This is a genomic window from Pseudomonas brassicacearum (assembly GCF_000585995.1).
GTDB classification, from domain to species: Bacteria; Pseudomonadota; Gammaproteobacteria; order Pseudomonadales; family Pseudomonadaceae; genus Aquipseudomonas; species Aquipseudomonas brassicacearum_A.
The window spans coordinates 667,257-688,660 of the sequence record NZ_CP007410.1; the positions used below are offsets into that span (position 1 = coordinate 667,257).

At 61.3% G+C, this 21,404-nt stretch carries 19 protein-coding genes; 9 read left to right on the forward strand and 10 right to left on the reverse strand.

Translation table 11 applies throughout. The annotated features are described in order from the left end of the window. Positions 1–32: 32 nt before the first annotated feature. The 3 genes from nadE to CD58_RS02835 form a co-directional block, all read right to left on the reverse strand. Positions 33–860, reverse strand: coding sequence for an ammonia-dependent NAD(+) synthetase (nadE, locus tag CD58_RS02825; protein ID WP_025211565.1), 828 nt, complete (start codon positions 858–860; stop codon positions 33–35). 4 nt (positions 861–864) lie between these two features. After that, positions 865–2,091, reverse strand: coding sequence for a nicotinate phosphoribosyltransferase (pncB, locus tag CD58_RS02830; RefSeq protein ID WP_025211566.1), 1,227 nt, complete (start codon positions 2,089–2,091; stop codon positions 865–867). Positions 2,092–2,324: 233 nt separating this feature from the next. Next, the gene (locus CD58_RS02835) at positions 2,325–3,233 is read right to left on the reverse strand and encodes a LysR family transcriptional regulator (RefSeq protein ID WP_025211567.1); all 909 of its coding nucleotides are present in this window, start codon (positions 3,231–3,233) and stop codon (positions 2,325–2,327) included. Positions 3,234–3,411: 178 nt separating this feature from the next. On the opposite strand from CD58_RS02835, the gene CD58_RS02840 reads away from it, so the two are divergent. The 8 genes from CD58_RS02840 (at position 3,412) to CD58_RS02875 (ending at position 13,478) form a co-directional block, all read left to right on the forward strand. Then, a complete protein-coding gene (locus tag CD58_RS02840; protein WP_025211568.1) occupies positions 3,412–4,902 on the forward strand; it encodes an aldehyde dehydrogenase family protein in 1,491 nt (496 codons plus the stop codon). Between the two features lie 156 nt (positions 4,903–5,058). Then, on the forward strand, positions 5,059–6,342 hold the full coding sequence (locus CD58_RS02845; protein ID WP_025211569.1) for an NAD(P)/FAD-dependent oxidoreductase: 1,284 nt from the start codon (positions 5,059–5,061) through the stop codon (positions 6,340–6,342). A gap of 371 nt (positions 6,343–6,713) precedes the next feature. Next, entirely contained in the window at positions 6,714–7,847 is a 1,134-nt protein-coding gene (locus CD58_RS02850) for a branched-chain amino acid ABC transporter substrate-binding protein (protein WP_025211570.1), read from the forward strand. Positions 7,848–8,072: 225 nt separating this feature from the next. Further along, on the forward strand, positions 8,073–8,987 hold the full coding sequence (locus CD58_RS02855) for an ABC transporter permease subunit (RefSeq protein WP_025211571.1): 915 nt from the start codon (positions 8,073–8,075) through the stop codon (positions 8,985–8,987). Between the two features lie 3 nt (positions 8,988–8,990). Further along, on the forward strand, positions 8,991–10,274 hold the full coding sequence (livM, locus tag CD58_RS02860) for a high-affinity branched-chain amino acid ABC transporter permease LivM (protein ID WP_025211572.1): 1,284 nt from the start codon (positions 8,991–8,993) through the stop codon (positions 10,272–10,274). After that, positions 10,271–11,143 (forward strand): ABC transporter ATP-binding protein, encoded by an 873-nt coding sequence (locus CD58_RS02865; protein ID WP_025211573.1) that lies wholly within the window; start codon positions 10,271–10,273, stop codon positions 11,141–11,143. The genes livM and CD58_RS02865 overlap by 4 nt, the downstream gene beginning before the upstream one ends. Continuing rightward, a complete protein-coding gene (locus CD58_RS02870) occupies positions 11,140–11,856 on the forward strand; it encodes an ABC transporter ATP-binding protein (protein WP_025211574.1) in 717 nt (238 codons plus the stop codon). Before CD58_RS02865 ends, CD58_RS02870 begins: the two co-directional genes overlap by 4 nt. 857 nt (positions 11,857–12,713) lie before the next feature. Next, a complete protein-coding gene (locus tag CD58_RS02875) occupies positions 12,714–13,478 on the forward strand; it encodes an SDR family oxidoreductase (protein WP_025211575.1) in 765 nt (254 codons plus the stop codon). 121 nt (positions 13,479–13,599) lie between these two features. On the opposite strand, the gene CD58_RS02880 is transcribed toward CD58_RS02875, so the two are convergent. From CD58_RS02880 to CD58_RS02910, 7 genes are all read right to left on the reverse strand, one after another. After that, a complete protein-coding gene (locus CD58_RS02880; protein ID WP_025211576.1) occupies positions 13,600–14,733 on the reverse strand; it encodes an AGE family epimerase/isomerase in 1,134 nt (377 codons plus the stop codon). A 180-nt stretch (positions 14,734–14,913) separates the two neighbouring features. Beyond that, complete coding sequence (locus CD58_RS02885; RefSeq protein ID WP_025211577.1) at positions 14,914–15,486, reverse strand: HupE/UreJ family protein; 573 nt, start codon at positions 15,484–15,486, stop codon at positions 14,914–14,916. Between the two features lie 31 nt (positions 15,487–15,517). Next, on the reverse strand, positions 15,518–16,132 hold the full coding sequence (ureG, locus tag CD58_RS02890; RefSeq protein ID WP_025211578.1) for an urease accessory protein UreG: 615 nt from the start codon (positions 16,130–16,132) through the stop codon (positions 15,518–15,520). A 9-nt stretch (positions 16,133–16,141) separates the two neighbouring features. Then, on the reverse strand, positions 16,142–16,816 hold the full coding sequence (locus CD58_RS02895; RefSeq protein WP_025211579.1) for an urease accessory protein UreF: 675 nt from the start codon (positions 16,814–16,816) through the stop codon (positions 16,142–16,144). Further along, positions 16,813–17,313, reverse strand: coding sequence for an urease accessory protein UreE (gene ureE / locus CD58_RS02900; protein WP_025211580.1), 501 nt, complete (start codon positions 17,311–17,313; stop codon positions 16,813–16,815). The genes CD58_RS02895 and ureE overlap by 4 nt, the downstream gene beginning before the upstream one ends. A gap of 280 nt (positions 17,314–17,593) precedes the next feature. Next, positions 17,594–18,226 carry a TetR family transcriptional regulator gene (locus CD58_RS02905; RefSeq protein ID WP_025211581.1) on the reverse strand — a complete coding sequence of 211 codons (633 nt, stop codon included), beginning with the start codon at positions 18,224–18,226 and terminating at the stop codon, positions 17,594–17,596. Between the two features lie 156 nt (positions 18,227–18,382). Further along, complete coding sequence (locus CD58_RS02910) at positions 18,383–18,850, reverse strand: hypothetical protein (RefSeq protein WP_025211582.1); 468 nt, start codon at positions 18,848–18,850, stop codon at positions 18,383–18,385. Positions 18,851–19,237: 387 nt separating this feature from the next. Here CD58_RS02910 and CD58_RS02915 point away from each other — a divergent pair, with 387 nt between their 5' ends. Further along, on the forward strand, positions 19,238–21,313 hold the full coding sequence (locus CD58_RS02915; protein ID WP_025211583.1) for an AsmA family protein: 2,076 nt from the start codon (positions 19,238–19,240) through the stop codon (positions 21,311–21,313). The last annotated feature ends 91 nt before the right edge of the window (positions 21,314–21,404 follow it).

Genomic DNA, 21,404 nt, shown 5'->3' on the forward strand with positions numbered 1-21,404 from the left:
ATCGCGAGCGAGCTCCCACAGGGATTTGCCCATCACGGGGCGTAAGGCATCACTCGCTTGTGCTCGGTCTTGCGGTAGGTCTCGCAGATGATCCGGGCCGCTTCTTCGCGGATGGTCTTGCCATGCAGGAAGGCATCGATTTCGCCATAGGTCACGCCGTGGGCGGCTTCGTCGGGTTTGCCGGGGGACAGGTCTTCGAGGTCCGCGGTGGGGACTTTTTCCACCAGTGATTCCGGCGCGCCGAAGTCCCGGGCGATGGCCCGGACCTGGTTTTTCACCAGGCCGCTCAGCGGGGCCAGGTCGCAGGCGCCGTCACCGAATTTGGTGAAGAAACCCATCACGGCTTCGGCCGCGTGATCGGTGCCGATCACCAGGCCCTGCTCGGCGCCGGCGATGGTGTACTGCGCCACCATGCGCATCCGCGCCTTGGTATTGCCCACCACGAAATCCCGCATGCCCGGTGCCTTGCCTTCGAATGCCAGGACTTCGTTGGCCAAGGCCTTGACCGCCGGGCCGATGTTGACGGTATGGCGCTCGTCCGGTTCGATGAAGTCCACGCTGGCTTGTGCGTCATGTTCGTCGAACTGGGTTTCATACGGCAGGCGCACGGCGATGAACTTGTAGGCCGCGTTACCGCTTTTCTCCCGCAGTTCGCGCACGGCTCGCTGGGCCAGCAGGCCGGCGGTCAACGAGTCGACCCCGCCACTGATGCCCAGTACGAGGGTCTTGAGCCCGGAGTTGACCAGGCAATCCTGAATGAAGCTCACCCGGCGGGCGATTTCGGCCTTGAGGGCGGCGTCATCGGCGAACGGTGGCTGGACCTTGAGCTGTTCAGCAATCTCACGCTGTACGGCTTGCATGAATTCACTCCTTGCTTGATGTGTCTGAAAGGGCGGCAGGTACTTGGAAAACGTGTCGCATGTAGGCGACGAAATTCGGGTCCTTGCAGTGGGTCTTGCCGGGCTCGTCTGAAATCTTGGCCACGGGTTGCCCGTCACAGCTGATCATTTTAAGCACGATGCTCATGGGCTCTACACCCGGGATGTCACACGTCAGGTTGGTGCCAATACCGAAGCTGACATTAATGCGACCACGCAAGGCCCGAAAAATATCCAGGCATTTGGGCAAGGTCAGGCTATCGGAGAACACCAGGGTCTTGCTCATCGGGTCGATGCCGAGCTTGTGATAGTGGGCAATGGCCTTTTCGGCCCAGATGACCGGGTCGCCGGAGTCATGGCGCAAACCGTCGAACAGCTTGGCGAAGAACAGATCGAAGTCCTTCAGGAAGGCGTCCATGGTGATGCAATCGGTCAGCGCGATCCCCAGCAGGCCGCGGTATTCGCGCACCCAGCAATCGAGGGCGGCGATCTGGCTGTCGATCAGCCGCGGGCCCAATTGCTGGTGCGCCATGATCCATTCATGGGCCATGGTGCCCAGGGGCTTCATGTCCAGCTCCCGGGACAGGTGCACATTGCTGGTGCCGACAAACCGCCCGGGAAAATCGTGCTTGAGCACGTTCACCACTTCTTCCTGGACGCGGTAAGAAAACCGACGGCGGGTGCCGAAGTCCGCTACCTGCAGTTCGGACAATTCGTCGGCGCTGGCGTTGGCGCTCAACCAGTCGAACTTGCGATACAACTGCTCCCGTGCCTGCTCCAGGACAATTTCACGGTAGCGATAGCGATTGCGCACTTCGCTGACAATGGCCAGCAACGGTACTTCGAACAGAATCACGTGCAACCACGGCCCACGCAGGCGGATGAACAGCTCGCCGTTGTCGATGCCGGTGTGTACGTAGCGCAGGTTGAAGCGAAACAGGCCCAGGAAACGCAGGAAGTCCGGCTTCAGAAAGCTGATGCGCTCCAGGAAACCCAACTGGTCGGCGCTCAGGCTCAACTCGGCAAGGCGTTCGATCTGGAAACGGATCTCCGCCAGATACGGTCGCAGGTCCTCGCTGTTGCGGCAGCGAAACTCCCATTCGACTTCGACGTTGGGGTAATTGTGCAGCACCGCCTGCATCATCGTCAGTTTGTAGAAGTCGGTGTCGAGCAGGTTCTGCACGATACGATCGGCAAACACACTCTCGCTCATAACGGGAATCTCCAGGCAGGCCGCTGGGTGGGCAGCAGGGTGCAGCGGTTTGGGATGAGGGCGTTAGTGGCGCATAACCTGGGTGGGTATTGCCAGTGATTTTTGGTATCCGTTGGCTTTTGTGGCGAGGGAGCTTGCTCCCGCTCGGGTGCGCGGCGCCCGCATGGAAAGGGGCCGCTTCGCGCCCCAGCGGGAGCAAGCTCCCTCGCCACAGGGGTTGGTGCTGGCTGCTGCTATTGCGGCGTACCCGGGCTCTCGATCTGCCCCAGCATCCACTCCACGAAAAGTCGCACCTTGGGCACTTCCGCCGAGTGTTCGGGGTAGGCCAGGTAGTAAGCATCGGTGCTCGGCATCGCATGCTGCCAGGGGATGACCAGTTTGCCATCGGCCAGTTCTTCTTCCACCAGAAACCGTGGCAACAGGGCGACGCCGCAGCCGACCTGGGCGGCGCGGATGCACATGTAGAAAGTTTCGAAGCGCGGCCCGTGGTAGCTGTGTTCGGTGTGGTAGCCCTGGCTGGCGAACCAGTCGTGCCAGGCTTGCGGGCGCGACGCGTTTTGCAGCAACACCAGGTCGGCCAGTTGCGTCGGCTCGGTGAAGGGCTGCTCCGGCAGGCTGCCCGGGGCGCAGACCGGCACCAGCTCTTCGCCAAACAACTTCAGGGACTCAGTGCCGGCCCGCGAGCCCTGGCCGAAATAGAACGCCAGGTCGCTGCGCCCTTGCAGCAAGTCGTCGGCCTCCTGTTCACTGCACAGGTCCAGATGAATCGTCGGATGCCGCAGGCGCCAGCCCTTCAGCCGTGGGACCAGCCAGCGCGCACCGAAGGTCGGGGGCGTGGAGACTCGCAGGACCTCGGTATCGCCACCGTAGGAACGTAGGTAATGAGTGGACATTTCCACCTGGGTGAGGATTTTTCGGACCTCTCCCAAGTACAAATCCCCCGCCGGTGTCAGCTGCAAGCGTCGGCGCACGCGCCGGAACAGCAGATGCTGCAGCAACTCCTCCAATTGCGCGACTTGCTTGCTGACGGCGCTCTGGGTCAGGTTCAGCTCTTCGGCGGCGCGGGTGAAGCTCAGGTGACGGGTCACCGCTTCGAAGCACTGTAGCGCCGTGATCGACGGCAAATAGCGTTTATTGAGCATGATGAGGCCTTAGTTCTTGTCGCTCTGCTTAACCGGTCATGGGCAGCATGAATAAACGGAATGATATCTCGCTTAAAGGTCGTTTGTTGGCAAGACTCAGGCCAGCTACAACTACAGGTCTGATCAACCGTGATCGTCCGGTTGCCAATTCTTTGTCTTTCGCTTGAGGAAAATCCCCATGGTTGCTGCATTGCTTGATCGTCTGGGCGTCAGCCCGGCCCTGTACCAGAACGGCACCGAGCCGGTGCATTCACCCATTGATGGCAGCCGCATCGGCGCCGTGAACTGGGAAGGCGCCGCAGAGGTCGAGCAGCAGGTCAGCCGTGCCGAACATGCCTTCGACTTGTGGCGCAACGTACCGGCCCCGCGTCGCGGCGAGTTGGTGCGCCAGTTCGGCGATCTGTTGCGCGAGTACAAAGCCGATCTCGGCGAACTGGTGTCGTGGGAAGCCGGCAAGATCACCCAGGAAGGCCTGGGTGAAGTGCAAGAGATGATCGACATCTGCGATTTCGCCGTCGGCCTGTCCCGCCAGCTGTACGGCTTGACCATCGCCTCCGAGCGTCCGGGCCACCACATGCGTGAGTCCTGGCATCCGCTGGGCGTGGTCGGGGTGATCAGTGCCTTCAACTTCCCCGTGGCGGTCTGGGCCTGGAACACCACGCTGGCCCTGGTGTGCGGCAACGCGGTGATCTGGAAACCGTCGGAAAAAACCCCACTCACCGCCCTGGCTTGCCAGGCGCTGTTCGAACGCGTGCTGAAGAACTTCAGCGATGCGCCTGCGTACCTGAGCCAGGTGATCATCGGCGGTCGTGATGCCGGTGAAGCGTTGGTAGATGACCCGCGCGTAGCCTTGATCAGCGCCACCGGCAGCACCCGCATGGGCCGTGAAGTGGCGCCGAAAGTCGCCGCGCGCTTCGCCCGCAGCATCCTGGAACTGGGCGGCAACAACGCGATGATCCTGGCCCCTAGCGCCGATCTGGACATGGCCGTGCGCGCCATCCTGTTCAGCGCCGTCGGCACCGCCGGCCAGCGTTGCACCACCCTGCGCCGCCTGATCGCCCATGAATCGGTGAAAGAAGAAATCGTCACCCGTCTCAAGGCCGCTTATTCGAAAGTGCGCATTGGCCACCCGTTGGAAGGCAACCTGGTTGGGCCGCTGATCGACAAGCACAGCTTCGACAACATGCAGGATGCATTGGAGCAGGCCCTGAGTGAAGGCGGGCGGGTATTCGGCGGCAAGCGCCAGCTCGAAGACCAGTTCCCGAATGCCTATTACGTCTCGCCGGCCATCGTCGAGATGCCGGAGCAGAGCGACGTCGTGCGTCACGAAACCTTTGCGCCGATTCTCTACGTGGTTGGCTACAAGGATTTCAGCGAAGCCCTGCACCTGAACAACTCGGTACCTCAGGGCCTGTCGTCCTGCATCTTCACCACCGACGTGCGTGAAGCCGAGCAGTTCATGTCGGCAGTGGGCAGCGACTGCGGCATCGCCAACGTCAATATCGGCCCGAGCGGCGCGGAAATCGGCGGCGCGTTTGGCGGCGAGAAAGAAACCGGCGGTGGTCGCGAATCCGGCTCCGACGCCTGGCGCGGCTACATGCGCCGCCAGACCAACACCGTGAACTACTCGCTGGAGTTGCCGTTGGCGCAGGGGATTACCTTCGATTAAGACTTGAGCCAAGTGGTGACCCCATGTGGGAGCGGGCTTGCTCGCGAAAGCGGTGTATCAGTCGACATCAATGTTGGATGAGCGTCCGCTTTCGCGAGCAAGCCCGCTCCCACAATTGAATGTGTAGTGGTTGGGTTTCATTTCCGGAGTCTGGCAATGCCGTTACGCGAAGAATGTCTGTGGGAAAATCTGACGCCGCAAAGGCCTGAAAATACTGCGCTCACGGGGGAAGTCACGGTCGATGTCTGCGTGATCGGCGCAGGCTTCACCGGATTGTCGGCGGCGGTGCACTTGCTGGAACAAGGCAAGCGCGTTGCCGTGTTGGAAGCGCATCGGGCCGGGCACGGTGGCTCGGGACGCAACGTCGGCCTGGTCAACGCCGGCCTGTGGATCCCGCCGGACGACATCGAGGCCGGCTTCGGCGAGGCGGTGGGCAGCCAACTCAACCGCATGCTGGGCGCCGCGCCGGCCTTGGTGTTCAGCCTCGTCGACAAGTACAACATTGATTGTCAGTTGCGCCGCGAAGGCACCTTGCACATGGCCCATAACGCCAGGGGCGAGGCGGACCTGCGCAGTCGCGAAGCACAATGGAAACGCCGAGGCGCTCCGGTGGAGTTGCTCACCGGCCAGGCCTGTGTCGAGGCCACCGGCACCTCAAAAATAGCCGCGGCGTTGCTCGATCGACGTGCCGGTACGCTCAATCCAATGGCCTACACCAGCGGATTGGCCAAGGCTGCGCAGGATCTGGGGGGCCAGCTGTTCGACCATTCAGCCGTGACACGCCTGGAACGCCAAGGCCAGCGCTGGTCAGTGCAGACCGCCCAAGGTTCGGTATTGGCCGAGCAGGTGGTAATCGCCTCCAATGCTTACACCGAGGGCGACTGGACCGAGCTGCGACGCAACTTCTTTCCCGGCTACTACTATCAAGTCGCTTCCGCCCCGCTGACCGACGAGGCGGCCCGACGCATTTTGCCGGGCGGGCAAGGTTCGTGGGACACCCGCCAGGTGTTGAGCAGCATTCGTCGGGACAAGGACGGCCGTTTGTTGCTGGGTAGCCTGGGCAATGGCAACCGCAAGCCAACCTGGTTCCTCAAGGCTTGGGCCGACCGGGTGCAGCAGCACTATTTCCCCTACCTCAAGCCGGTGGAGTGGGAGTGCACCTGGACCGGTTGCATCGCCTTCACGCCTGATCACCTGATGCGCCTGTTCGAACCGGCGCCGGGTCTGGTGGCCGTGACGGGTTACAACGGCCGGGGCGTGACCACCGGTACGGTGGTGGGCAAGGCCTTCGCCGATTACCTGTGCCAGGGTGATGCCAAGGCGTTGCCGATCCCCTTCGCACCCATGCAACCACTGGTCGGGGCGGGGGTACGCAGTTGCTTGTATGAGGCGGGTTTTTCGCTGTATCACGCGGGCCAGTGCCTGCGGATCGTCATTTGAGTGTTGGAAAATGTTACCGGAACCAGCGTTTTCCGAGACAGCGTCTAGCCTGTTATGGTGCGGGTTGTAGCAGTCGCGCACCGGGAGTGTGCAGTTCGGTAGCGTAGGTTGTTACAGCATGGTTGCACGCCGTTTCGCGCGACGGTTGCAATGATGGCTCATGGAAGGTTGTACCTGTTTTGCAAAATGGTTGCACCTTGCGCGGTTTAGACGGTTGCACGCCCTGTGAAAAAGGGCCCGAAACAGTCGAAATAACAATAAAGCAGCGACTTTTTTCAGAATAAAAAACCGATGGCACGGCCCTTGCTCTTAGCTTCTGCGTGAAAGTGAAGTCGCAGTGCCAACTAAAAAAAACCTTGGAGCACCACCTCATGTCCCAGACGTTTTACAAGAAAGGCTTTCTGGCCCTCGCAGTGGCTGCTGCGTTGGGTGTTTCTGCGTTTGCTCAGGCCGACATCAAGATCGGCGTAGCGGGTCCCATGACAGGCGCCAACGCGGCATTTGGCGAACAGTACATGAAGGGTGCACAAGCCGCGGCAGACGAGATCAATGCCAAGGGCGGCGTGAACGGGGAAAAAATTCTGCTGGTCAAGGGCGACGACGCCTGCGAACCGAAACAGGCCGTTACGGTAGCCAAGGACCTGAGCAACCAGAAAGTGGCGGGCGTTGTCGGTCACTTCTGCTCCTCGTCGACCATCCCGGCCTCCGAGATCTACGACGAAGCAGGCATCATTGCGATCACTCCGGGTTCTACCAACCCTACTGTGACCGAGCGCGGCTTGAGTGCCATGTTCCGTATGTGCGGGCGTGACGACCAGCAAGGCATCGTTGCCGGCGACTACATCGTCGACGTGCTCAAAGGTAAAAAAGTCGTCGTGCTGCACGACAAGGATACCTACGGCCAGGGCCTGGCGGATGCAACCAAAGCCCAGCTCGAGAAGCGTGGCGTGAAGCCGGTACTGTACGAAGGCCTGACCCGTGGTGAAAAAGACTTCAGCACCATTGTCACCAAGATTCGTGGCGTTGGCGCCGATGTCGTCTATTTCGGTGGTCTGCACCCGGAAGCCGGTCCCCTGGTTCGTCAACTGCGTGAGCAAGGCCTGAAGGACGTCAAGTTCATGTCCGACGACGGCATCGTGACCGACGAGCTGGTCACCACCGCTGGCGGCCCGCAATTTGTCGACGGCGTGCTGATGACCTTCGGCGCCGACCCGCGCCTGCTGCCAGACAGCAAGGCTGTGGTGGATGCGTTCCGCGCCAAGGGCACTGAGCCGGAAGGCTACACCCTGTATGCCTACGCTTCGGTCCAGACCCTCGCGGCTGCGTTCAATGGCGCCAAGAAAAATGATGGCGAAGCAGCGGCCAAATGGCTGAAGGCCAACTCGGTCCAGACGGTGATGGGCAAGAAAGAGTGGGACGCCAAGGGCGACCTGAAGGTCTCCGACTACGTGGTCTACGAGTGGGACAAGGACGGCAAATACCACCAGTTGGAAAAACAGAAGTAAACGCGATCGGCTAGATCCCCCGATTCCATGTGCGAGCGAGCTTGCTCGCGATGGCGGACTGACAGGCGACATCTTTTGTTGAATGTCTGTGCGCTATCGCTGGCAGGCCAGCTTCCACAAGGGATGTAGTGTTCTGACTGACATTGCTCCGACGTAAATCTGTATTTTCCTTAGAAGAACCGCACACTCAAGAGTGTGCAGGTTCTCACTGCGTGAGATTGCGTTATGGATGGTATTTTCCTGCAGCAACTGGTCAACGGCCTGACCCTCGGGTCGGTCTATGGCCTGATCGCCATCGGCTACACAATGGTCTATGGCATCATCGGCATGATCAACTTCGCCCATGGCGAGGTTTACATGATCTCTGCGTACCTCGCGGCGATCAGTCTGGCTCTGCTGGCATACTTCGGTATTGAATCCTTCCCTCTGCTGATGCTTGGCACGCTGGTCTTCACGATCGTCGTCACGGCGGTGTATGGCTGGGTCATCGAGCGTGTCGCCTACAAACCCCTGCGTAACTCCACCCGACTGGCACCGCTGATCAGCGCCATCGGTATTTCGCTGATCCTGCAAAACTATGCACAGATCGCCCAGGGCGCGAAGCAACAAGGGGTTCCAACCTTGCTGACGGGAGCCTGGCGCGTCGACGTCGGCACCGGATTCGTGCAACTGACCTACACCAAGGTTTTCATCCTGGTCGCTGCATTTGCCGGGATGGCCCTGCTGACCTACGTCATCAAGTACACCAAGCTCGGCCGCATGTGCCGCGCGACCCAGCAAGACCGCAAGATGGCCTCGATCCTGGGGATCAACACCGACCGTGTGATTTCCTACGTATTCATCATTGGTGCAGCGATGGCGGCCCTGGCCGGCGTGCTGATCACCATGAACTACGGCACGTTCGACTTCTATGCCGGCTTCATCATCGGCATCAAGGCGTTCACCGCCGCGGTACTCGGCGGGATCGGCTCGCTGCCTGGCGCGATGCTCGGCGGGATCATTCTCGGGATTTCCGAGTCGCTGTTCTCCGGCCTGGTCAATTCGGACTACAAAGACGTCTTCAGCTTCTCGCTGCTCGTTCTCGTTCTGGTCTTTCGGCCCCAAGGCCTGCTTGGCCGTCCTCTTGTGTCGAAGGTGTAAGCGATGTCTTCAACCACTAAAAAAACCATTGATATCAAAAGAAGCCTGGTTGACGCGATTCTTGCCGGTCTGGTTGCCCTCATTGTGTTCGGTCCGATTGTTGGCGTGGTCCTCGACGGCTACGGTTTCAATCTGGAAACGACCCGAGTGGCGTGGATTGTCGCCATCGTCATGGCTGGTCGCTTTGCCCTGGGGCTGTTCCTGCAAACGCCCAAGGGCGTGAAAATCCTCGAGGGTTTCGAAAGCACCGGTTCCGGGGTGCACGTACTGCCGCCTGATTACAAGACCCGGCTGCGCTGGATCATCCCGCTGGTGATCGTCATTGCCGTGGTGTTCCCGTTTTTCTCCAACTCGTACCTGCTGGGCGTGGTCATCCTCGGGCTGATCTACGTGCTGCTGGGCCTGGGCTTGAACATCGTGGTCGGCCTGGCCGGCCTCCTCGACCTGGGCTACGTAGCGTTCTACGCCATCGGTGCCTATGGGCTGGCGCTCGGTTATCAATACCTGGGGCTGGGGTTCTGGACGGTGCTGCCATTGGCCGCGATCACGGCGGGGTTGGCCGGCTGCATCCTCGGCTTCCCGGTGCTGCGCCTGCACGGTGACTACCTGGCGATCGTGACCCTGGGTTTTGGTGAAATCATCCGGCTGGTCCTCAATAACTGGCTGTCCCTGACCGGCGGCCCGAATGGCATGGCGGCGCCGTTGCCCACCTTCTTCGGCCTCGAGTTCGGTAAAAGAGCGAAGGACGGCGGCATACCCTTCCACGAGTTTTTCGGCATCGCCTACAACCCGGACGTGAAGTACTACTTCATCTACACGGTGTTGTTCCTCGTCGTGCTGGCCGTGCTGTACATCAAGCATCGCCTGACCCGCATGCCGGTCGGTCGCGCCTGGGAAGCCTTGCGCGAAGATGAAATCGCCTGCCGCTCGATGGGCCTGAACCACGTATTGGTCAAGCTCTCGGCGTTCACCATCGGGGCCTCGACGGCCGGCCTGGCCGGTGTGTTCTTCGCCACTTACCAAGGCTTCGTCAATCCGACATCGTTCACCTTCTTCGAATCGGCCTTGATCCTCGCCATCGTCGTGCTGGGCGGCATGGGCTCGACCATCGGCGTGGTGATTGCGGCTTTCGTGCTGACCGTGGCGCCGGAATTGCTGCGCGGCTTCGCGGAATACCGGGTGCTGCTGTTCGGCATACTGATGGTGTTGATGATGATCTGGCGCCCTCGCGGCCTGATTCGCATCAGCCGTACCGGTGTGACGCCGCGTAAAGGAGTAGCGCCATGAGCGAAGTCGTACTCTCAGTCGAAAACCTGATGATGCAATTCGGTGGGATCAAGGCCCTCAGCGACGTCAGCCTACAGGTCAAGCGTAACTCGATCTTCGCCCTGATCGGCCCCAACGGTGCGGGCAAGACCACGGTGTTCAACTGCCTGACCGGGTTCTACAAGGCCACGGGCGGCAAGATCGAGCTCAACGTGCGCGGTGAGCGGACCAACGTCATCAAGCTGCTGGGTGAAGCGTTTCGCCCGACTGACTTTGTGTCACCGGCATCCTTCGCCAGCCGGATGTACTACAAGATGTTCGGCGGCACTCACCTGGTGAACCGTGCCGGCCTGGCGCGAACCTTCCAGAACATCCGCCTGTTCAAGGAAATGTCGGTACTGGAAAACCTGCTGGTGGCCCAGCATATGTGGGTTAACCGCAGCCTGCTGGCGGGCATCCTCAATACCAAGGGCTACCGCAAGGCCGAAAGCGATGCGCTGGACCATGCCTTCTACTGGCTGGAAGTGGTGGACCTGGTGGACTGCGCCAACCGCCTCGCCGGGGAGCTTTCCTACGGCCAGCAACGGCGCCTGGAAATTGCCCGGGCCATGTGCACCCGCCCGCAGATCATCTGCCTCGACGAACCGGCCGCTGGCCTCAACCCTCAGGAAACCGAAGCGCTGAGCGCGATGATCCGGCTGCTGCGCGATGAGCACGATCTGACCGTGGTGCTGATCGAACACGACATGGGCATGGTAATGAGCATTTCCGACCACATCGTGGTGCTGGACCACGGCAACGTGATCGCCGAGGGCGGTCCCGAGGCGATTCGCAACGATCCGAAAGTGATCGCGGCCTACCTGGGTGCCGATGAAGAGGAGCTGGTATGAGTGGACCTATCCTCGAGCTCAAGGAACTGGACGTGTTTTATGGGCCGATCCAGGCCCTGAAAAAAGTCTCGATGCACATTGGGGAAGGTGAAACCGTGAGCCTGATTGGCTCCAACGGTGCCGGCAAGTCCACGCTGCTGATGTCGATTTTCGGCCAGCCGCGTGCGGCGGGCGGGCAGATCATCTACCAAGGTGTGGACATTACCCAAAAGTCGTCTCACTACATCGCGTCCCACGGCATCGCGCAGTCGCCGGAAGGACGGCGGGTCTTCCCTGACATGACCGTCGAGGAAAACCTGCTGATGGGCACCATTCCCATCGGTGACAAGTACGCCAGTGAAGACATGCAGCGCATGTTCGAGCTGTTCCCACGGCTCAAGGAACGGCGTAACCAGCGGGCCATGACCATGTCCGGCGGCGAGCAGCAAATGCTCGCCATCGCCCGGGCGTTGATGAGCCGGCCGAAGTTGTTGCTGCTCGATGAACCGAGCCTGGGGCTGGCGCCGATCGTGGTGAAACAGATCTTCTCGACCCTGCGTGAACTGGCGTCCACCGGCATGACCATCTTCCTGGTGGAGCAAAACGCCAACCACGCCCTCAGGTTGTCGGACCGGGCCTATGTAATGGTCAACGGCGAAATCCGCCTGACCGGCACCGGCAAGGAGTTGCTCGCCAACGAAGAGGTGCGCAACGCGTATCTGGGCGGGCATTGAGGCTGCTGTTGCTGTGACAAGAACCGGCGAGTGATCGCCGGTTTTTTTATCCCTTGAATTCACCACTCATTCCCTGTGGGAGCGGGCTTGCTCGCGAATGCGGTGTGTCAATCAACACGATGCCGGCTGATCCACCGCATTCGCGAGCAAGCCCGCTCCCACAAGGGGACTTTGGTCGCTTGGGAGAATTGTGGACAACAAATCTGAGCCCTTACGAAACCGCGACATAAAGTCGCCGCAAATAGTTGTTTTGTCACAGTTTTGACTTGTCCCCGTTTGCTGTGGAACCGACTGTGGGTAACGTGGGAGTAGCTGGCTGAAGGCCTTTAAAACCGGGGGTTTCAGGCCGGTGATCGTTTTTTGATCAGGGGTTTTTGGTCAAGCTGGAGTGACGGTTGTCAACACTTTTATGAGCATTGGAAAGGGCCCGAGAATCGGTGGGCAAGCCTGTGGATAAGTCTGTGACTAAACTCTGGAAAGACCGCGCTGAGGGCCGTCGTTGCTGGCTTGGAGCCATCGTTCCATGAGCGGCGGCTTATAGCAGATAACTTGAACTGCACAACCTGCGTCATGGGGTCAAGGGAAAAAATTTTCCAAATACCTCGCAAAGCCTTACGCACAGCGGCTTGCAGAGTTTGCACTTGCCCCCGTTTACTGTGGATGTGCCTGTGGATAAGGTGCGGGCAATCGGCTGTGGGCCTTGTCTGACAAGGCCTGGCGGTAGTTGGTTATTTTATGGGCAGTCGCGGGATACAAAGCTTGTTTCTACAAGCCTTGCCCGTAGCGTGTCTGGCCGGGCATGCTGTTGGCCGATTTCCATTCAATGGCTGCCTTAAGCCCAGAGCAAGGAGAACATGATGTCCAACACCCTGTTTATCACCGGTGCGACGTCCGGTTTTGGTGAGGCCTGTGCCCGTCGTTTCGCCGAGGCTGGCTGGAAGTTGGTGCTCACCGGTCGTCGTGAAGAGCGCCTCGATGCCTTGTGTGCCGAGCTGTCGAAGCAGACCGAGGTCCATGGCCTGGTGCTGGACGTACGTGACCGCAAGGCCATGGAAGAGGCTATCGCCAACCTGCCGCCGTCGTTCGCCAAGTTGCGGGGGTTGATCAACAACGCCGGACTGGCCTTGGGCGTGGACCCGGCGCCCAAGTGTGACCTCGATGATTGGGACACGATGGTCGACACCAACGTCAAGGGCCTGCTCTACAGCACCCGCCTGCTGCTGCCGCGCCTGATCGCCCATGGCCGTGGCGCCGGGATCATCAACCTGGGCTCCATCGCCGGTAATTACCCGTACCCGGGCAGCCACGTGTATGGCGCGAGCAAGGCGTTCGTCAAACAATTCTCTCTCAACCTGCGTTGCGACCTGCAAGGTACCGGGGTGCGGGTGAGCAACATCGAGCCGGGCCTGTGCGAAAGCGAATTCTCCCTGGTGCGCTTCGGCGGCGACCAGGAGCGCTACAACGCGACCTACGCCGGGGCCGAGCCGATCCAGCCGCAGGACATTGCCGATACCATCTTCTGGGTGCTTAACGCGCCGGCCCACATCAACATCAACAGCCTGGAGCTGATGCCGGTGAGCCAGACCTGGGCCGGGTTTGCCATCGAGCGCAACAAGGTTTGACGGCTAACGTTATTGTGGACGCCTGTGGCGAGGGAGCTTGCTCCCGCTGGGTCGCGTAGCGGCCCCAAGCTAACGACTGCTTCGCAGCCGAACGGGAGCAAGCTCCCTCGCCACAGGGGCTTTAGGCCAGATAATCGGCCAGTCCGCGATAGCAGGTCAGCAGGTGGTACGGCGTGGTGGAAGGCATGTCCAGGCGGCTGACAGCGCCATTGGCGTCCAGGCATTCATTCCAGCCTCGGGCATGCAGGAAGTGTTGCTGCAGTGCCTGCAACTGGCGCAGCAAGGCTCCCTCGTTCCCCGGGCGTAAGGTCAGTGCCCGCAAATACTCTGCCTGGGCCCAGATGCGCTGGGTCGCGTCGCGCGCGACCGCGTGCGGCGCCAGGCCCAGCATGGCGCACACCGCGCCAGACTGCGGGTTCACGCCTTGCTGCTCGGTATAGCCGAAGCTGCGCTCCAGGGCCGCGTGCAACTTGCCGTCGCGCAGCAGGGGCGAGGAAGCCAGCAGGAAATACCATTCGAACTGGTGACCCGGCTCGAACCAGTTATCCACAGCCTTGAGCGGTTTCTCCATCATGACGCGCTGCTGGGGGTCGATGAAGCGCTTGAACATTCCATCGCACAGGCTCAGCAACGCTTGGCGGACATTGGCGTCTTCGCGAACCGAAAGGGTGGCGAGGAAGGCTTCGGCCAGGTGCATCAGCGGGTTTTGCAAGGGGCCGGATCCGCGCGTTGACCAATCGCGCTTGAGGCTGGCTTCGTAGAGGCCATCGGTGCTGGCAAAGCGCTGGGCGATGACTTCCAGGGCGGCGTTGAGTACCGATTCCACCAGCGGCTCGCGGACCTTGCCCCAGTAGTGGGCGCAGGCGAACAGGATAAAGGCGTGGGTGTAGAGATCCTTGCCGGTGTCCAGCGGCGCGCCTTGCGGGTCGATGCTGTAGAACCAGCCGCCATGTTCGGCGTCGTGGAAATGCCGTTGCAGCGAGCGAAACAGTGCCCCGGCCCGTTCCTCGGCCTGCGGCACCTCGCCGATCAGGCTGGCGAACACATACAACTGCCGCGCACAGGCCATGGCCCGATAGCGCTGGGGTGGCAGCGGCGAATGCCCGGCGTCCAGGGATTCATAAGGCAATGCCAAATCGGCATTCCAGCCCGGGCCTTGCCACATTGGCACGATCACGTCGTGAAAATGCTGACGCACCGTTGCGAACAGGGCGGTCAATTCAGGCTGGGGAGCGGGGCGGGAAGCATCAGGCATGGGTGGACGTCGTCACGGCTGGGGGCGATTGCGCGACATGGTAGCAGAGTGACCGACTTCAGAGCGCTGGCGCCTGTAAGTCCGTCATCGCGAGCAAGCTCGCTCCCACATGAGCGGCGTACACCCATAGAATGTGGGAGCGAGCTTGCTCGCGAAGGGGCCTTCGAAGGCGCTAGAAAATCAACCTGCCAACAACCAAACCCCAGTCGCCGCCGAAGCCGCCCCAGCCAGCCGCACCAACGGCGCGGCCGCTCGAGGCAATAAGCGAACCAGAGCGAAACCTGCGCCATGTAGCGCCGCTGTGGCCGCGACGAACCCGGCCGCATAGGCCCACGGACTCGACATGTCCGGCAATTCCAAGCCATGGGCCACGCCATGGAACAGCGCAAACACGGCGGTCGCGGCGACCGCCAGGCCCAGCGGTGGACGCACCGCCAGTGCCACGGCCAGGCCCAGGGCCAGTACCGAGGCGGCAATACCGCTTTCCAGCGCCGGCAGGTCCAGGCCTTCAAAGCCCAGCAAGCCGCCGAGCAGCATCGTCCCGACGAAGGTGCACGGCAGCGCCCAGCGCGCAGCGCCTTGCTGCTGCGCGGCCCACAAGCCGACCGCCAGCATCGCCAACAAATGATCGAGCCCACCAATGGGGTGGCCGAGGCCGGCGATCAGGCCGTTGTCGCCATGGCCGGGGTGGGCGAAGGCCATGGCCGGGGTCAGCAGCAGGGCGAGGGCACCGAGGATGCGTTTGAATGTCATGGATAAGCTTCCTTGTTGTAGTCAGAAAAAATCAGGCAGCGATCAGCAGGCCCTGGCGCTCGATGAACGCAATGATCGCGTCCAGGCCCTGGCCGGTTTTCTGGTTGCTGAACACGAAGGGCTTGTCGTTGCGCATCCGCCGGGTGTCGCTGTCCATCATTTCCAGGGACGCGCCCACCAGCGGTGCCAGGTCGATTTTGTTGATCACCAGCAGGTCGGATTTACAGATGCCGGGCCCGCCCTTGCGCGGCAGCTTGTCACCGGCCGAGACGTCGATGACATAGATTGTCAGGTCCGACAGTTCCGGGCTGAAGGTCGCCGAAAGGTTGTCGCCGCCCGATTCCACCAGGATCAGGTCCAGGCCCGGGAAGCGCCGGTTCAGTTGGTCCACCGCTTCGAGGTTGATCGAGGCGTCTTCGCGAATCGCCGTGTGCGGACAGCCGCCGGTTTCCACGCCGATGATCCGCTCGGGCGCCAGGGCTTCGTTGCGCACCAGGAAGTCGGCGTCTTCGCGGGTGTAGATGTCGTTGGTGACCACCGCCAGGTTGTAGCGATCACGCAGGGCCAGGCACAGGGCCAGCGTCAACGCGGTTTTGCCGGAGCCCACCGGGCCGCCAATACCGACGCGCAAAGGTTGTGTATTCATGTGTGTCTCCTAGGAACGGAACAGGCGGCTGTACTGGCGCTCATGGGCCATGCACGCCAGTGACAGGCCAAACGCGGCGCTGCCGTAATGATCGGGGTCGATGTTCGAAGCGTTGTGCTGGGCCTGCTGCAGCAACGGCAAGAGCTCGCTGGTCAGGCGTTGGGCGGCTTGCTGGCCCAGGGGCAGGGTTTTCATCAGCACCGCCAGTTGGTTTTCCAGCCAGCTCCATAGCCAGGCGGCGAGGGCGTCCTGGGGCGTGATCTGCCAGGCGCGGGCGGCCAGGGCCCAGCCCAGGGCCAGGTGCGGCTCGCTGCGTTGCTCGAGAAACCCGCGTGCGGCGGCGTCCAGTTCCGGCAGGCCACCCAGCAACTGCTGCAACGAGTAGCCCATCTGCCGGCTCTCCTGATACAGCTCGCGGGTCTCCCGGCTGGCGCGGTGCTCTTCACAATGTCGCAGCAGGGCGTCCCAATCGTCGGCGGCGGCTGCGGTGCAGTGGGCCAGCAGCAGGGGCGCTTCGAAGCGTGCCAGATTCAGCAGCAATTGATCGCTGATCCAGCGCCGCGCATCGTCGGGATTCTTGACCTGGCCGTTATCCACCGTCATCTCCAGCCCCTGTGAATAGCTGTAGCCGCCAATCGGCAGTTGCGGGCTGGCCAGGCGCAGCAGCGCCCAGGCCGGGTTCATGTGCGCACGCCGAACTGATGCAGGCGCGGCGCGTAGTTGAAATCTTCGTCACCGTGCCGCGAGTGATGATGGCCGCCGCCGTAGGCGCCATGTTCCGGTTGGAACGGGGCATCGATGGGCTCGGCGCTGGCGCCCAGTTGTTCGAGCATCGCCTTGAGCACGTAATCGTCCAGCAGGCGCAACCAGCCATCGCCCACTTGCAGGGCAACATGGCGATTGCCCAGGTGATAGGCGGCGCGGGTCAATTCGAACGCGTTGGCGCAGGTGACATGCAGCAATTGTTCGGGGCGGGCACAGACACGCACGATGCGCCCGTCTTCGGCCTGCAGGCATTCGCCGTCGTACAGCGGCGGCTGGCCTCGCTCCAGAAACAACCCCACGTCTTCACCCTCGGCACTGAAACAGCGCAGGCGGCTTTTGCTGCGGGCGTCGAAGGTCAGGTGCAGCTCGGCGTCCCAGCGGGGTTGAAGGTCGATTCTGCGGTGAATCACCAGCATCGGAGTGCTTCCAGCAATGAACAGTGCTGTGTTTAGAGCAAGGGGCTTGCCAATCGAAGGGGATGTAGGAAATAGGGGGTGCTGCTGGGGAAGGTGTTTGCTGGCGTCTCGCGTCACGCGCCATTTTGGTGCGCGCCGTAAAGCGGTGCACTGTTTTGCGGCTTGAGAAAAACTTGTGGGAGCGAGCTTGCTCGCGATAGCGGAGTGTCAGTCAGCATCAACTCCACTGATGAATCGCTATCGCGAGCAAGCTCGCTCCCACAATGGGTACATTCGGGGATTATTCGGTGCTACCCAGCCCTTGCCAATGCTTGAGGCCAATGAAGATAAACCGCAGCTGCTGGGTGATTTTCACTTGGGGAGTGAGGTGCTCGGGCAAGGCTTCGGCGGGTGGATCGATGATGTCCGGCAGGGTGGCGAACACGCTTTTGACGATGAGGTCGGCCATCACACTCAACCCGGCCAAGTCCAGGTGCTGCAGTTTCGGCATGAGTGCCAGGTCGGCGGCCAAGTCCGAGCTGATGCCTTCGCGCAGTCGTCCGATGGCTTGGCGCACCGGCAGTGAGCCGCCGTATTGTTCGCGGGCCAGGAACAGGAACTGCGAGCGGTTGGCTTGTACCACATCGAGGAAGATCCGCACCGACGCGTCGATGATGCCGCCCATGACGAATTCGTTGTGGCGCACCAGTCGAATGGTTTCGCGGAAGGTCTGGCCGACTTCGCTGACGAGTGCCAGGCCCAGTTGATCCATGTCGTCGAAGTGCCGATAGAACCCGGTGGGCACGATGCCCGCCGTCCTGGCGACTTCCCGCAGGCTCAGGCTGCCGAACCCCCGGCCACACTCCATCAAATGCCGGGCTGCATCCATCAGGGCGTTTCGGGTCTGTTGTTTCTGTTCGGCGCGGGGCAGCATCGCAAGGCTGACTTCTGATTCACGGGAGCGACGCACTCTAGCAAATCAGCTTTGCCGACGTCGAACGGTAGAGAGGGATCAGGCGGGAAAATGGGACGTTTGAAAAGTTAAAAGCCCGATTGGGGGAATCGGGCTTTTTTCCGAGATACCATGGGCTCAGCTCACTGTGCCGTTGCGTTCGATCACGCGGTCACCACCGCCTTCGGCAAGGATCTGGCCTTGTGGGGTGCGGTCGGAACCGTCAGCAGCCAAGGTCTGGCCTTGTGGGGTGCGGTCGGAACCGTCAGCAGCCAAGGTCTGGCCTTGTGGGGTGCGGTCGGAACCGTCAGCAGCCAAGGTCTGGCCTTGTGGGGTGCGGTCGGAACCGTCAGCAGCCAAGGTCTGGCCTTGTGGGGTGCGGTCGGAACCGTCTTCAGCCAAGGTCTGGCCTTGTGGAGTGCGCTCAGAACCGTCTTCAGCCAGGCCTTTTTCTTTCAGGCGATCATTTCCACCTTCGGCAACGGTCTGGCTGTAGACCGAATGGCTGTCCCTGACCTGAGGGGTGGCTTGTTCGGAGGCTGGCAGTGCGAAGGCAGTAGAGGCCAGCAGTGAAAGGGAAAGGCTCATCAGTAATTGGCGTTTCATGATCATTGCTCCTTGGGAGGGCGATAAAGTGGGTACGAGGGCAATGCTACTCTCGATAAGTCGATATAAAAGTTCATAAACGCAATGGTAATAATCAACGGAATTGATTGTTATGGGCGAGGGCTCTAGAACGGGCCTCTCCGGGGTGCTGTTTTGCACTGTGGTGGGTATTTTGTACCCAGCAGTGCTTCGCAAACGTGCGAGGGCGGTAACACATACTTGGCGTATCGGTCAGGATTTTTCGTTTTTTTGTGCCGGTCATTGCCGGTGGCGTTAAACCTGTTGGCCGTTGCGTCAGTCCTATTCTTCATAACGAGCCGATTACAGGCTTGTGTTTCTATAAGGCGTCGCGGTCCGGGCGCTGAATTGTCATCAGGAGCCTTGTGCATGACGCGCACCTCAAAAATCTTCGCCTGGAGCTTTGCCTGCCTTGTTGTTTTGCTGGCGGTGCTGGTGCTGATCATCGCCTTCTTCGATTGGAACCGGATCAAGCCGCCACTCAACGCCAAGGTTTCCGAGGAGTTGCACCGGCCGTTCGCGATCAACGGTAACCTGGCGGTGATCTGGCAACGTGAGCCAGCGGAGGGGGGCTGGCGAGCTTGGGTGCCGTGGCCCCATGTGGTCGCCGAAGACTTGAGCCTGGGTAACCCGGACTGGTCGAAAACCCCACAGATGGTCACGCTCAAGCGTGTTGAGTTGCGCATTTCACCCTTGGCCTTGTTGGTCCGGCGAGTGGCCATTCCCCGTATCGACCTGACCGAGCCCGACGCCAACCTGCAACGCTTGGCCGACGGACGCGCCAACTGGACGTTCCAGTTCGACCCGAAGGACCCGGACGCGGAGCCGTCCAGTTGGGTGGTGGACATCGGTGCCATCGGCTTCGACAAGGGTCACGTCACCCTTGACGACCAGACGCTGAAAACTCGCCTCGACCTGCTGATCGACCCGCTGGGCAAACCCATCCCGTTCAGCGATATCGTCGGTGACAAGGCCGCCAAGAAAGCCCAGGACCAGGGCGTGAGGCCCCAGGACTATGCGTTCGCCTTCAAGGTCAACGGGCAGTATCACGGGCAGAACCTCACCGGCTCCGGCAAGGTCGGCGGCTTGCTGGCGTTGCAGGACGCCTCACAACCCTTTCCGCTTCAGGCCCAGGCGAAGATCGGCGATACCCGCGTCGAACTGGCCGGCACCCTCACGGACCCGAGGAACCTCGGCGCTTTGGATCTGCGCTTGAAACTGGCCGGCACCAGCCTGGCCAATCTCTATCCCCTGACCGGCGTGACCCTGCCGGATTCGCCGCCCTATGCCACCGACGGCCACCTGATCGCCAAGCTTCACGAGCCGAGCGGGGCGTTGTTTCGCTATGAAGCGTTCAACGGCAAGATCGGCGACAGCGATATCCATGGCGACCTGGCCTATGTCGCCAGCCAGCCCCGGCCGAAACTCAGCGGCGCGCTGGTCTCCAATCAACTGCTGTTCAGCGACCTGGCGCCACTGATCGGTGCTGACTCCAACGCCGAACAAAAGGCCCGTGGCGGCGCGAGCAAACAGCCGACCGACAAGGTCTTGCCCGTGGAGGAGTTTCGTACCGAGCGCTGGAGCGTGATGGATGCCGATGTGGAATTCACTGGCAAACGCATCGTCCACAGCGCGCAGTTGCCGTTCACCGACCTCTACACGCACCTGGTGCTCAACGATGGTCAGCTAAGCCTCGAACCGCTGCGCTTCGGCGTGGCCGGTGGCCGCCTCGATGCGCAGATCCGCCTCAATGGGCACACCCAGCCCCTGGAAGGCCAGGCGAAGCTGACCGCGCGGGGCTTCAAGCTCAAGCAACTGTTCCCCGGCTTCGAGCCGATGAAAACCAGTTTTGGTGAACTGAATGGTGATGCCGATATTGCCGGACGCGGCAATTCGGTGGCGGCGTTGCTGGGTACCTCCAACGGCACCCTGAAAATGCTCATCAACGACGGCGCCATCAGTCGGGAGCTGATGGAGCTGGCGGGGCTGAATGTCGGCAACTACGTGGTGGGGAAAATCTTTGGTGACAAGGAAGTGAAGATCAACTGCGCGGCGGCGGACTTCGACATCAAGACCGGCCTGGCGACCATCCGCCTGTTCGTGTTCGACACCGAGAACGCGATCATCTACATCGACGGCACGGCGAACATGGCCACTGAGCAGTTGGACCTGACCATTACCCCCGAGTCCAAGGGCTGGCGCCTGATTTCCCTGCGCTCGCCGTTGTACGTGCGAGGCAAGTTCTCCAAGCCCGCCGCCGGCGTCAAGGCTGTACCGCTGATTCTGCGCGGTGCCGGGATGGTGGCGCTGGGTGTGATCGCTGCGCCAGCGGCCGGGTTGCTGGCGCTGGTCGCCCCCAGCGGCGGCGAGCCGAACCAGTGTGCGCCATTGCTGGAGCAGATGAAGGCTGGCAAGGCGCCGGTGACGGTCAAGCCTACCCGGTAGCCAGATTGTGCTGTGAGGCGGCTGGCCTCATCGCGAGCAAGCTCGCTCCCACAGGGGACCGCATTCTGTCTGAAAGAATGCGGTCCAAATG